The organism is Frigidibacter sp. MR17.14, from assembly GCF_037095735.1.
GTDB lineage: Bacteria > Pseudomonadota > Alphaproteobacteria > Rhodobacterales > Rhodobacteraceae > Frigidibacter.
Genome location: NZ_JBAWKD010000004.1, coordinates 244754 through 257577, shown reverse-complemented (window position 1 = coordinate 257577; position 12824 = coordinate 244754). Strand labels below are relative to the sequence as shown.

Here is a 12824-nt window from a genome sequence, read left to right as displayed (position 1 = left end):
GGGCGCTGCCCCCCGGCGCCCGTGCCGGGCGCTCCCCCCGGAGTATTTTCACCAAGCCGAATGAGGGGCCGCGGCCCCGGGAGTGTCCGATGGCCCTGCCGCCCAATCCTGCCCCCCTCAATCCGGCGATGGCCGCGACCTTCGCGCCGCCGGTGCCCGAGGCCCGGCGCTGGATCGAGGGGGTGGTGTTCCCGCCCGAGCGGCCGCTGCTGAACGTGAGCCAGGCCGCGCCGGTCGATCCGCCGCCCGAAGCGCTGCGCCGCGCCATCGCCGAGTCGGTGATCGAGCGGCCGGAGATGCATCTCTATGGCCCGGTGCTGGGCATGGGGGCGCTGCGCGCGGAGGTGGCCGCGCAGTGGTCCGCGGCCTATGGCGGGCGGATCGAGCCGGCGCAGGTCGCGATCACCCAGGGCTGCAACCAGGCCTTCTGCGCGGTGATGTCGACGCTGGCCGGCGCCGGCGACGAGGTGATCCTGCCGACACCCTGGTATTTCAACCACAAGATGTGGCTCGACATGCAGGGCGTGCGCGCCGTGCCGCTGGCGACCGGCGACAGCCTGATCCCGGAGGCCGAAGCCGCGCGGGCGCTGATCGGGCCACGGACCCGGGCGATCGTGCTGGTCAGCCCGAACAACCCGGGCGGGGTCGAATATCCGGCAGAAACGCTCGCCGCCTTCCGCGATCTTGCGCGCGAGGCGGGCCTCGCGCTGATCGTCGACGAGACCTATCGCGACTTCGACGGGCGCGAGGGCGCGCCGCATGACCTGTTCGCCGACGCGCGCTGGGACGACACGCTGATCCAGCTTTACAGCTTCTCGAAAGCCTACCGGCTGACCGGGCACCGCGTGGGCGCGATCACGGCCAGCGTCGCGCGTCTGGCCGAGGTCGAAAAGTTCCTCGACACCGTGGCGATCTGCCCGAGCCAGATCGGACAGTATGCCGCGCTCTGGGGGATGCGGAACCTTGGCCCGTGGGTGGCGGGCGAGCGGGCCGAGATCCTTGCCCGGCGCGACGCGATGCGGGCGGGCTTCGCCGGGCTGCCGGGCTGGCGCCTGCTGGGCTGCGGCGCCTATTTCGCCTATGTCGAGCATCCCGATCCGCGCCCCTCGCCCGAATTCGCCCGGGCGCTGGTGCAGGAGGCCGGGATCCTGACCCTGCCCGGCACGATGTTCATGCCCGAAGGCGATCCGGCCGGGCAGCGCCAGCTGCGCATCGCCTTCGCCAATATCGACGTCCCGGCCATCACGGAGCTGTTCGCGCGGCTGGCGGCGCTTGCCCCGGCGGGGGCGAGCGCCTAAACAACCGCGAACCCGAGGGATCGGAACAACACGGGACGGAGGCGGCCCATGGCGACCAGCTTGCGCGGCAAGAAATCGAAGACGGTGTTCGCGGCGCTGGTGCTGCTGCTGCTGGTGGGTCTCGCCGGCTTCGGCGTGACGAATTTCGGCGGCTCGTCGCAGCAGGTGGCCAAGGTCGGCAGCCAGGAGATCGGCGTGCGCGACTATGGCCGCGCGCTGCAGGGCGAGCTGCAGGCCTTCTCGGCCCAAGTCGGCCAGCAGGTCAACATGGCGCAGGCCCAGCAGATGGGGCTCGACCGCAGCGTTCTGGGCCGGCTGGTGGCGATGGCCGCGCTGGACGACCGCGCGCAGGAGATCGGCGTGTCGGCCGGGGACGAGCAGGTGCGCGGCCAGATCACCGCCGCCGATGCCTTCAAGGGCGTGAACGGCCAATTCGACCGCGACCTCTACACCGAGGCGCTGCGCCGGCAGGGCCTGTCGCCGCGGATCTTCGAGGACCAGGTGCGCCGCGATGCCGCCCGCTCGGTGCTGCAGGGCGCGATCGCCGGCGGCGTCGCCGCGCCGGCCGGCTATCTCGACCTGCTGGCGAACTGGGCCGGCCAGTCGCGCGGCTTCAGCTATGTCACGCTGGGCCCCGGCGCGCTGGAGGCGCCGGTGGCCGCCCCCGGCACCGCCGATCTCGAGGCCTGGCTGAAGGACCATCCCGCCGACTTCACGGCGCCGGAAACCCGCAGCGTGACCTACGCCTGGCTCTCGCCCGAGATGATGCTGGGCAAGGTCGAGCTGGACGATCAGGCGCTGCGCGACCTGTATGAAAGCCGCATCGACGAATTCCGCCAGCCCGAGCGCCGCATGGTCGAACGGCTGGTCTTCAACACCGAGGCCGATGCCGCCGCCGCCAAGGCCGAGATCGACGCCGGCCGGCGCAGCTTCGAATCCTATGTCAACGAGCGCGGCCTGACGCTGGACGATGTCGACATGGGCGAGGTCAGCCAGGACGACCTCGGCGCAGCGGGCGCCGGCGTCTTCGCGCTGACCGGCCCCGGCGTCGCCGGCCCGTTCGAAAGCGATCTGGGCCCCGCGCTCTTCTCGATGAACGCGATCCTGAACGCCAAGGAGATCCCCTTCGAAGAGGCCAAGGCCGAGCTGTCGGACGAGGCCGCGATGGACCGCGCCCGCCGGATGATCGCCGACCGCCGCGCCGCACTCGAGGACGAGCTGGCGGGGGGCGCCACCGTCGAGGAGCTGGCCGCGAACACCGAGGGCATGGAGACGGGCAGCGTCGAGCTGACGCAGGAGGCCGCGGATGCGACCGGCTTCGCCGCCTATGCCGAGGTGCGCAAGGCCGCGTTCGAGACCCAGCCCGGCGATTTCGCCGAGATCCGCGACCTGTCGGATGGCGGCGTCTTCGCGATCGAGGTGACTGAGGTGAAGCCGCCGGCGGTGCGCCCGCTGGACGAGGTGCGCGGCGATGTCGCCATCGCCTGGACCCAGAACGCCACCGCCGAGGCGCTGAAGGTCAAGGCCGATGCGCTGCTGGCCGCGCCCGATTTCGCCGCCGCCGCGCAGGCTGCCGGGCTCGAGCTGCAGACGGTCGAGCCGATGAAGCGCGACGGCTTCATCGAGAACCTGCCGCAGGATCTGGTCGCCCGCGTCTTCACCCTGCCCGAGCATGGCACGCTGGCGCTGGCCGATGCCAAGACCGGCGCGGCGCTGGCGCTGCGGCTTGACAGCATCTCGGCGCCCGAGGCGGGCGATGCCGATGCCGGCAAGGCGCGCGCCGCCATCGAGCAGCAGCTGCGCCAGTCGCTGGCGCAGGACGTGCTGCAGTTCTACGTCAACGCCGCCGAGACCGAGGCCGGCGTCAGCATCAACCAGAACGCGGTCAACGCGGTCAACGCACAGCTCAACTGATCCCCGGGCCTGACCCGAGGGCGCACGACAAGGACGACGCACGTGGCACTCACCCCTTCCTATGCCGATTTCGAGGCCGGTTACGAGGCAGGGAAGAACCAGCTCGTCTGGACGCGGCTGGCGGCGGATCTGGACACGCCGGTCTCGCTGATGCTGAAACTGTCCGAGGCGGGGCCGCTGTCCTTCCTTCTGGAAAGCGTCACCGGCGGCGAGGTGCGCGGGCGCTATTCTATGATCGGGATGAAGCCCGACCTGATCTGGCAATGCGAGGGCGCGACCGCCCGGCTGAACCGTCAGGCCCGCTTCGATGCCACCGCCTTCGTCGACGAGGCCGCGGATCCGCTGGCCTCGCTGCGCGCGCTGCTGGCCGAGTGCCACATCGAGATGCCCGAGGGCCTGCCGCCCAGCGCGGCCGGGCTCTTCGGCTATCTCGGCTATGACATGATCCGGCTGGTCGAGAAGCTGCCGAACGTGAACCCCGATCCGATCGGCGCGCCCGACGCGATGCTGCTGCGCCCCTCGGTCGTGGCGGTGCTGGACGGGGTGAAGGGCGAGGTGACGGTGGTCTCGCCCGCCTGGGTCAGTTCCGGCCTGTCGGCGCGCGCGGCCTATGCGCAGGCGGCCGAGCGGGTGATGGACGCGGTGCGCGATCTCGAACGTCAGGCGGGCGAGAGCCGGAGCCTGGGCGAGCTGTCGAGCGTCGGCGAGCCGGTGTCGAATTTCGCGCATGCCGACTATCTTGCGGCGGTCGAGAAGGCCAAGGACTACATCCGCGCCGGCGACATCTTCCAGGTCGTGCCCTCGCAGCGCTGGACGATGGACTTCCCGCTGCCGCCCTTCGCGCTCTACCGCAGCCTGCGGCGCACCAACCCCTCGCCCTTCCTGTTCTATTTCAACATGGACGGCTTCCAGATCGTCGGCGCCAGCCCCGAGATCCTCGTGCGGCTGCGCGAGGGCGAGGTGACGATCCGTCCCATCGCCGGCACCCGGCCCCGCGGCGCCACGCCCGACGAGGACCGCGCGCTGGAAGAGGACCTGCTGTCGGACAAGAAGGAACTGGCCGAGCATCTGATGCTGCTGGATCTCGGCCGCAACGACGTGGGCCGGGTCGCGAAGATCGGCACGGTGAAGCCCACCGAGAAGTTCATCATCGAACGCTACAGCCACGTGATGCACATCGTCTCGAATGTCATCGGCGAGATCGCCGAGGGCGAGGATGCGCTCTCGGCTCTGCTGGCGGGGCTGCCGGCGGGCACCGTCTCGGGCGCGCCGAAGGTGCGGGCGATGGAGATCATCGACGAGCTGGAGCCCGAGAAGCGCGGCATCTACGGCGGTGGTGCCGGCTATTTCGCGGCCAATGGCGAGATGGACATGTGCATCGCCCTGCGCACCGCGGTGGTGAAGGACGGCAAACTTTACGTACAGGCCGGCGGCGGCGTGGTCTTCGACAGCGATCCGCAGGCGGAATGGCAGGAGACCGTCAACAAGTCCCGCGCCCTGATGCGCGCGGCCGAGGATGCGGGCCTGTTCGCCCGCGGCCGCGGGAATTCCTGAAGCGGATCAATAGTGGTAGCGGCACTGCGCGATCTCCAGCGCCTGTGCCGCGCCGGCCCCTGTCACGCGGTAGACCAGCCGGTGCTCTGACGTGATCCGCCGTAACCACCAACCCGACAGGTCGCCGCGCGGGGTCTCGGCCATGGCGTTCCGCTTGGTCGGCCTGTCCTGCCAAGCGCATGTCGTAGGATCACCTGCGCCATACCGGTCATGGACGGATCTCTGCATGGAAGGTGCGCCCCTACGCCTCACGCACGCCCAGTCTGCAGCTCGGCGATCGAGGCCAGCAGGCGCGCGGCATTGGCGGGTGAGGACAGCAGGTGTAGCGTGGTCTGGATCCCGTCCCAATCGGCCTTCGAGACGATGACCACAGCCTCTTGCCCATCGCGTGTCACCAGGGTTTCCTCGTGATCCTCGACCGCGCGGTCGATCACCCGATCCAGCTGCGCGTGGAGTTCGTCCTCGGTCATGGTCCGCATCCGGTGACCCTCCTGTTCCAGGGCTCAGGGTTCCGCAACTTCGCTTGCGGATCAGGCCCGATGCGCAGAGGTGCCGTCTCTTGGGGATGCGCAGCGCTTGCGACCTGCCCCGGTGCGGTCTAAGAGGCGCGCGATCCTTCGCACATCAAGCCCGAGGCCCCGATGATCCCGCGCTATGCCCGCCCCGAGATGGTCGCCATCTGGTCGCCCGAGACCAAGTTCAAGATCTGGTACGAGATCGAGGCCCATGCCTGCGACGCGCAGGCCGACCTGGGCGTGATCCCGCGCGAGAACGCCGAGGCCGTCTGGAAGGCGAAGGACGTGAACTTCGACGTCGACCGCATCGACGAGATCGAGGCCGTCACCAAGCATGACGTCATCGCCTTCCTCACCCATCTGGCCGAACACGTGGGCTCGGAAGAGGCGCGCTTCGTCCATCAGGGCATGACCTCGTCCGACGTGTTGGACACCTGCCTGAACGTGCAGCTGGTCCGCGCCGCCGACATCCTCTTGGCCGACATGGACCGGGTGCTGGCCGCGCTGAAGACCCGCGCCTTCGAGCACAAGATGACCGTCCGCGTCGGCCGCAGCCACGGCATCCATGCCGAGCCGACGACGATGGGCCTGACCTTCGCCCGCTTCTATGCCGAGATGGACCGCAACAAGGCCCGCCTGCAGGCGGCGCGCGCGGAAATCGCGACCGGCGCGATCTCGGGCGCGGTCGGCACCTTCGCCAACATCGACCCGCGCGTCGAAGAGCATGTCTGCGCCAAGCTGGGCCTGACGCCCGAGCCGATCTCGACGCAAGTCATCCCGCGCGACCGCCACGCGATGTTCTTCGCGGTGCTGGGCGTCATTGCCAGCAGCATCGAGAACGTCGCGATCGAGATCCGCCACATGCAGCGCACCGAAGTGCTGGAAGGCGCGGAATTCTTCTCGATGGGCCAGAAGGGCTCGTCGGCGATGCCGCACAAGAAGAACCCGGTGCTGACCGAGAACCTGACCGGCCTCGCCCGCCTCGTGCGGATGACGGTGATCCCGGCGATGGAGAACGTGGCGCTTTGGCACGAGCGCGACATCTCGCACTCCTCGGTCGAGCGCGGGATCGCGCCCGATGCCACGATCACGCTGGATTTCGCGCTGAACCGGCTGGCGGGCGTGGTCGAGAAGATGCTGATCTTCCCGCAGAACATGCTCGACAACATGAACAAGTTCCCCGGGCTGGTGATGTCGCAGCGCGTGCTGCTGGCGCTGACGCAGGCCGGTGTCAGCCGCGAGGACGCCTATTCGATGGTGCAGCGCAACGCGCTTAAGGTCTGGGAAGAGCGGCTCGATTTCCGCACGCTGCTGCTGGCCGACAAGGAGGTCGTGGCGGCACTGGGCGAGGACGGGATCAACGCCAAGTTTGACATGGACTACCACACCAAGCATGTCGACACGATCTTCGCCCGCGTTTTCGGCAAGGCCTGACCTGCCCGACCTGCGGAACCGATCCACGCGGCCGGTCACGGCCGCGTGATTTGGCGGGACTCGGCGGGGGATGCTTCCCTAGGGGAAGCTTCACCCGTCAGGAGAGACCCCGATGACCCAGCGCGCCGTGACCGTCCCTGCCCTGATCCTTCTGGCCCTGCTTCCGACCGCCGTGCTCGCCTCGCCCGGCTGCAACAGCCAGGCCGCGATGAGCTGTGCGCAGGGCACGGTCTGGGACGAGGCGACCAAGACCTGCGTCGCCACCACCAGCTGATCTCAAGCCCGTCTTAACCCCCGGCCCCGCATTCTGGCGCCGGGCCGCCGCGACCGGCCCGCACCGGCTGGCTGAGGCGGAACACGGGACATGGCCGATCTGACACCCTTCGCCCCGCGGGGCGGCGAGCTTGGCTTTGGCCGCGACATCGGTCTGACCGGCCGCCTGTCGGGCCCGAAGCGCCTGAGCGGCCGCGAAAAGGCCGCGATCATCGTGCGGCTGCTGCTGCAGGAAGGGGCGGACGTGCCGCTGGCCGACCTGCCCGAGGATCTGCAGGGCATCCTGACCGAACAGATCGGCACCATGCGCTCTGTCGACCGCGAGACGCTGGACGCCGTGGTCGCCGAGTTCATCGAAGGGGTCGAGGCGATCGGTCTGTCCTTCCCCGACGGGCTGACCGGGGCGCTGGACCTGCTGGGCCGGCACCTGTCGGCCGGCACCGCCAGCCGGCTGCGGCGGATCGCCGGGGCCACGCAGCGCGGCGATCCCTGGCAGCGGATCGCGGGTCTGGAACCCGACCGGCTGCTGCCGGTGCTGAACGAGGAAAGCATCGAGATCGGGGCGGTGCTGCTGTCGAAGCTGTCGGTGGCGAAGGCCGCGCAGCTGCTGGAACGGCTGCCGGGCGACCGGGCGCGGCGCATTGCCTATGCCGTCTCGCTCACCGGCAACATCGACCCCGACACCGTGCTGCGCATCGGCCAGTCGCTGGCCGCGCAGCTGGATGCGGAACCGCCGAAGGCCTTCGCCGACGGGCCGGTGCAGCGGGTGGGCGCGATCCTGAACCAGTCGAAGGCCGCCACGCGCGAGGATGTGCTGGCCGGGCTCGACGAGACCGATCAGGACTTCGCCAATGAAGTGCGCAAGGCGATCTTCACCTTCGCCAACATCCCGAAGCGGATCGAGGGGCGCGACATTCCGAAGGTGGTCAAGGGGATCGAGGCCGCGCAGCTGGTCATCATCGTCGCCGGCGCGCAGGGCCCGGACCGCGAGGCCGCCGAGTACATCCTGTCCAACATGTCGCAGCGCATGGCGCAGTCGATCCGCGAAGAGGCGCAGTCGGTCCAGCCCAAGGCCAAGGACCTCGAAGCCGCCTATGGCAGCGTCGTCGCCGCGATCCGGGGGCTGGAGGACCGGGGCGAGCTGTTCCTGATCGCCGCCGACGAAGGCTGAGCGGCCGCCCGCTCCGCCGCCGATGCCGGGGCGCCGATCGTGCCCGTCGCGGCGACGGGGCCCGGCGCAGCGAAGGCGCAGAAAAGGCGGGACCGAAACGGCGCGCGGGCCGTCGCCCGCCCTTACCTCGGGTCCGGCGCGGCACTCCGCCCCGTCTCGGCGACCGGACCCGGCGCAGCGAAGGCGTGGAAAGAACGGCGTCGAAACGCCGGCCGCGAAACGCGAACGGCGCCGGGGGGTGCCCGACGCCGCTGGAGACCGGTTCAGACGAGGGTCACTCGGCCTTCATCGCCTCGATCGAGATCTCGACGGTCACGTCGTCGCCGACATAGGGGACGAACATGCCAAGGTCGAAGTCGCTGCGCTTGACGACGGTCGTCGCGGTGAAGCCCGCCCAGGGCTTGTTCGCCATCGGGTGGGTGTCGGCCTTGGTCAGTGCCGCATCCAGAACCACCGGCTTGGTGACACCATTCAGGGTGAGGTCGCCGGTGATCTTGGCGGTCTTCTCGCCAGTTACTTCGATCGCGGTCGAGGTGAAGGTGACGGTCTTGTTCTCGGACTTGCCGAAGAAGTCGGGCGACAGGAAATGCTCGGTCCGGGCGTCGATGCCGGTGATCAGCGAGGTGATCGGGAAGGACACGGTCACCGACGAGGCGGTCGGCTCTTCCTGGTCGAAGGTGATCTCGCCGTCGAAGCCCGCGAACATGCCGTAACCGGTCGAGAAGCCGAGGTGATCGTAGTGGAAGACGATCTGGGTATGGGTGTTGTCGAGGACGTATTTCTCGGGGGCGGCGAAGGCGGCGGTCGCGGCGAGCGACAGGGCGAGGCCGGCGGCGAGGGCGCGGAGGGTCATGGGGATCAGCTCCTGGGAGGGGATTGCGATGGCGGAAAGCTGACCGCTCTGACCGATCCGCACAATTCCTTAGGCATCCACAGAATATGTGCGCCTTTGCGAAGACACCTTCGCGTCAGGCGAAGGGGGCCCGGCGCCCGCGCGAAGGTGACCGCACTGCTGCCCCGCGTGGCGGGAATCCGGTTGCGCCACGGGCCCGCGCGTGTATAAGGCCGCAGTCCTTCCGCCGCGTTCTTGAAACCGGCGTATCCTCTCGTGGCGGGAGCGGAAGGTCATCCCGCCTATGAAGTGCGCAGAGACATAGGAGCGTTCATGCCGCTTTACGAGCATGTCCTCATCGCGCGTCAGGACCTGTCCAACGCGCAGGCCGAAGGCCTCGTCGAACATTTCTCGACCGTTCTCGCCGACAACGGCGGCAAGGTCGTCACCTCGGAATACTGGGGTGTGAAGACGATGGCCTACAAGATCAACAAGAACCGCAAGGGCCACTACGCCTATCTGCGTTCGGAGGCCCCCTCGGCCGCCGTGCTGGAGATGGAGCGTCTCGCCCGTCTGCACGACGACGTCATGCGCGTGCTGACCGTCAAGGTCGACGCCCACGAGGAAGGCCCCTCGGTCCAGATGCAGCGCCGCGACGAGCGGAGCGAGCGTGGTGACCGTGGCGACCGTCGCGATGGCGACCGTCGCGAGCGTCGTTGATCTTCGGCTTCAGTTAAGGACCATAAACCATGGCCAGCAAACCCTTCTTCCGTCGTCGCAAGGTCGATCCGTTCGGGGGCGATAACGCGCCGAAGATCGACTACAAGGACGTCCGCCTTCTGCAGCGCTACATCTCCGAGCGCGGCAAGATCGTTCCCGCCCGCATCACCGCGGTCTCGGCCAAGAACCAGCGCAAGCTCGCCCAGGCGATCAAGCGCGCCCGGTTCCTCGCCCTGCTGCCCTACGCCGTCAAGTAAGGAGCAACGCAGATGCAAGTGATCCTGCTCGAACGCGTGGCCAAGCTTGGCCAGATGGGCGAAGTCGTCAACGTCAAGGACGGCTACGCGCGCAACTTCCTGCTGCCGCAAGGCAAGGCGCTGCGCGCCTCGGAAGCCAACATCAAATCCTTCGAAGGCCGCAAGGCCCAGCTCGAGGCCAACAACCTCGAGACCAAGAAGGAAGCCGAAGCCCTGGCCGAGAAGCTCGACGGCCAGTCGTTCATCGTCATCCGCTCGGCCTCGGACGCCGGCGCCCTCTACGGCTCGGTCACCCCGCGTGACATCGCCGAGGTCGCCGCGGACGCCGGCTTCACCGTCGACCGCAAGCAGGTCGTGCTGGTCAAGCCGATCAAGGACCTGGGCCTGCATGACGTCACCGTCGTGCTGCATCCGGAAGTCACGTCGCACGTGACCGTCAACGTCGCGCGTTCGACCGAGGAAGCCGAACTGCAGGCCTCGGGCAAGTCGATCCAGGAACTGGCTGCGGAAGAAGAAGCCGCCGCCGAGTTCGAGATCTCGGAACTGTTCGACGACATCGGCGGCGCCGCCGGCGACGACGAGTGATCGATCTCCCGGTCGCGAGGCCGGGATCCTTCGACAGGCGGGGCCGCTCCGAAAGGGGCGGCCCTTGCAGTTTCGGTCGGGCGGTTTTGAACAGGGTCGGGGGGCCAGCGTGGCCCCCCGCGCCCCCCCGGCCCGGGTGCCCCTGCCGCATGGCCCGCGCGGACGACGGGGCTTGCTTCGGGGGCTTGCTTCGGGACCCGGTCGGGGGGAACATCAGCGCCGACAGGACGTTGCCCCGGTGGACCACGGGGAGAAACGCCTGATGACAGTGACCGGAACCGAAGCGCGCCGCGGCGCGGCCCTCGAGGCCGATATCGTGGCGCTGGAAAGGCTGGCGGCGGCGATGAAGGACGGCAAGGACGGCGACGCACGTACGGACGACGGCGCGATGCGGGCCGGCGACCCGCCGGCGCCCGCCCCGGGCGACCCGATCCCGCCCGATCCGGCACCGGCACCGCCGCTGCCCGAACCGCCGCCGCCCCCCACAGCGACCGCCGCCGAGATCGAGGCGGCCGAAGAGACGCTGTCGACCGCGCTGGCGGCCGAACTTGCGGGGATCGATGCGCTGCTGCACGAGATCGACGCGGCCCGGGCCGCCGCGGGGGTGCCGATGCCGCCCGACGCACCGCCCGGAGCGCCCCCGGGGGACCTTCCGCCGATGCCCCTGCCCGACCCGATGCCGGATCCGGGGCCCGGCCCGCTGCCCGGTCCGATGCCGGATCCCGGTCCCGATCAGACGCCGGGGCCAGCACTGGGGCCAGAGATGGAGCCGACGCTGGCGGCGCCTGATCCGAGCGTGCTCGAGGCCGAGCTTGCCGTGATCGCGGCCGAGGTCGCGGCGCTGAAGCTGCGGCTGGCGACCATGGCGACGGGGACGACCGCGGCGGCGGAGCCGCCGGCTGCCGCGCGGCGCGATCCGTTGGCAGAGATCGCCGCGATCACAGCTTGGGTCGAGGCGCTGGCCCATCACTGGCCCGCCCATCAGGAGCCGCCGAAAGCGCTGAAGACGCTGGTCTTCGGCGCCGGCCTCGTCCGCGGGATGCTGCCGCCCGACAGCCTGTCCGGAACCCATCCGACCGCCGCACCGCGGGCCGAGGGCGTCGGCGCGGGCGCGGTTCCCCCCGTCACCCCCACGGCCGCCGCCGCGGGTCGCGCCGCCGAGAGCCCGGCCGCGATCCCCGCCGGGGGCTGGAGACGCATCGCCGCCCGCACATGGGACCAGATCTGGGAGGACCGGGTGCTGGCGGTGGCCGCGGGCGTCGCCTTCTACGCCCTGTTGTCGCTGTTCCCGGCGATCACCGCGCTGGTGTCGGTCTTCGGACTGTTTGCCGACCGGGCCATCGTTCTGGCGAACCTAGCGCAGCTCGACTATCTGCTGCCCCCCTCCGCGATCGAGCTGATCCGCATCCAGCTGGACGCGCTGCTGGCCACCGACCCGGCGACGCTGACCTTCGCCACCGTCTTCGGCCTGGCGCTGGCGCTCTGGACGGCAAACGGCGGGATGAAGGCGATGATCGAGGCGCTGAACGTCGCCTATGGCGAGCGCGAGCGGCGCAGCTTCCTGCAGCTGAACGCCTGGTCGTTGACGATGACCATCGGCGGGATCGGCATGGTGATCCTGCTTCTGGGCCTGTCGGCGGCGCTGCCTTCGGTGCTGGCACGGCTGCCCACGACCTTCGCCACCGACCGGATCATGCTGGTGCTGCGCTGGCCAGCGATGCTGGGGCTGCTGCTGTTCGTGCTGAGCGTGCTCTACCGCTTCGGCCCGTCGCGCGAGGACGCCAAGTGGCGCTGGGTCTCGCCGGGGGCGCTGACCGCGGCGGCGCTGCTGATCGCGGCCTCGGCGGGGTTCTCGTTCTACACCGCGAATTTCGCGTCCTACGACGCCACCTATGGCTCGCTGGGCGCGGTGGTGGCGCTGATGATGTGGGCCTGGATCGCGGCAGCGGTGGTGCTGCTGGGGGCCGAGATCAATTCCGAGGCCGAGCGTCAGACCGCCCGCGACACCACCACCGGCAGGCCGCAGCCGATGGGCGCGCGCGGGGCGTTCTCGGCCGATACGCTGGGCGAGTAGGCGCGCCTGCGCCAGCTGAGGCGAAGGCCCCTCCAAGCCGTCGGGGTGCATCGCCCCGGACTTTCGGTGAAGCGTTTTCGCGCGCCGGCCGTTAGTCGACCTGCTGACTGCGCCGCCACCCTCCGGCGGCGCGGTACGCTTGCCGCAGGTTCGGCTATCCGTCAGTCCTGCCCCCTGTGCCCTCATCGCGTTGCCGC

13 protein-coding genes are annotated in these 12824 nt (G+C 69.6%); 10 read left to right on the top strand and 3 right to left on the bottom strand.

Going from position 1 to position 12824, the window contains the following annotated elements; all coding sequences use genetic code 11:
* The first annotated feature begins 89 nt into the window (after positions 1–89).
* The 3 genes from V8J36_RS13430 to trpE are packed head-to-tail and all read left to right on the top strand — an operon-like array spanning position 90 to position 4766.
* Positions 90–1298 carry an aminotransferase gene (locus V8J36_RS13430; protein ID WP_336467805.1) on the top strand — a complete coding sequence of 403 codons (1209 nt, stop codon included), beginning with the start codon at positions 90–92 and terminating at the stop codon, positions 1296–1298.
* Between the two features lie 48 nt (positions 1299–1346).
* The gene (locus V8J36_RS13425) at positions 1347–3212 is read left to right on the top strand and encodes a peptidylprolyl isomerase (protein WP_336467804.1); all 1866 of its coding nucleotides are present in this window, start codon (positions 1347–1349) and stop codon (positions 3210–3212) included.
* 42 nt (positions 3213–3254) lie between these two features.
* Complete coding sequence (gene trpE, locus V8J36_RS13420) at positions 3255–4766, top strand: anthranilate synthase component I (RefSeq protein ID WP_336467803.1); 1512 nt, start codon at positions 3255–3257, stop codon at positions 4764–4766.
* Positions 4767–4772: 6 nt separating this feature from the next.
* On the opposite strand, the gene V8J36_RS13415 is transcribed toward trpE, so the two are convergent.
* Together V8J36_RS13415 and V8J36_RS13410 are read right to left on the bottom strand one after the other, a co-directional pair.
* Complete coding sequence (locus tag V8J36_RS13415; protein ID WP_336467802.1) at positions 4773–4910, bottom strand: type II toxin-antitoxin system YoeB family toxin; 138 nt, start codon at positions 4908–4910, stop codon at positions 4773–4775.
* Between the two features lie 104 nt (positions 4911–5014).
* Complete coding sequence (locus tag V8J36_RS13410) at positions 5015–5245, bottom strand: type II toxin-antitoxin system Phd/YefM family antitoxin (RefSeq protein ID WP_336467801.1); 231 nt, start codon at positions 5243–5245, stop codon at positions 5015–5017.
* A 162-nt stretch (positions 5246–5407) separates the two neighbouring features.
* On the opposite strand from V8J36_RS13410, the gene purB reads away from it, so the two are divergent.
* The 3 genes from purB (at position 5408) to V8J36_RS13395 (ending at position 8159) form a co-directional block, all read left to right on the top strand.
* Positions 5408–6715, top strand: coding sequence for an adenylosuccinate lyase (gene purB / locus V8J36_RS13405; RefSeq protein WP_336467800.1), 1308 nt, complete (start codon positions 5408–5410; stop codon positions 6713–6715).
* Between the two features lie 112 nt (positions 6716–6827).
* Positions 6828–6989: a hypothetical protein gene (locus V8J36_RS13400; protein ID WP_336467799.1), complete on the top strand. Its 162-nt coding sequence runs from the start codon at positions 6828–6830 to the stop codon at positions 6987–6989.
* A 90-nt stretch (positions 6990–7079) separates the two neighbouring features.
* A complete protein-coding gene (locus tag V8J36_RS13395; RefSeq protein WP_336467798.1) occupies positions 7080–8159 on the top strand; it encodes a flagellar motor switch protein FliG in 1080 nt (359 codons plus the stop codon).
* A 274-nt stretch (positions 8160–8433) separates the two neighbouring features.
* Here V8J36_RS13395 and V8J36_RS13390 read toward each other — a convergent pair whose 3' ends face one another.
* Positions 8434–9012, bottom strand: coding sequence for a YceI family protein (locus tag V8J36_RS13390; RefSeq protein ID WP_336467797.1), 579 nt, complete (start codon positions 9010–9012; stop codon positions 8434–8436).
* A gap of 312 nt (positions 9013–9324) precedes the next feature.
* On the opposite strand from V8J36_RS13390, the gene rpsF reads away from it, so the two are divergent.
* The 4 genes from rpsF (at position 9325) to V8J36_RS13370 (ending at position 12627) form a co-directional block, all read left to right on the top strand.
* Positions 9325–9711 (top strand): 30S ribosomal protein S6, encoded by a 387-nt coding sequence (rpsF, locus tag V8J36_RS13385; RefSeq protein WP_336467796.1) that lies wholly within the window; start codon positions 9325–9327, stop codon positions 9709–9711.
* A gap of 29 nt (positions 9712–9740) precedes the next feature.
* Entirely contained in the window at positions 9741–9968 is a 228-nt protein-coding gene (rpsR, locus tag V8J36_RS13380) for a 30S ribosomal protein S18 (RefSeq protein WP_336459492.1), read from the top strand.
* A gap of 12 nt (positions 9969–9980) precedes the next feature.
* Positions 9981–10553 (top strand): 50S ribosomal protein L9, encoded by a 573-nt coding sequence (gene rplI / locus V8J36_RS13375; RefSeq protein ID WP_336467795.1) that lies wholly within the window; start codon positions 9981–9983, stop codon positions 10551–10553.
* Positions 10554–10815: 262 nt separating this feature from the next.
* Positions 10816–12627 carry a YihY/virulence factor BrkB family protein gene (locus V8J36_RS13370; RefSeq protein ID WP_336467794.1) on the top strand — a complete coding sequence of 604 codons (1812 nt, stop codon included), beginning with the start codon at positions 10816–10818 and terminating at the stop codon, positions 12625–12627.
* Positions 12628–12824 lie beyond the last annotated feature (197 nt).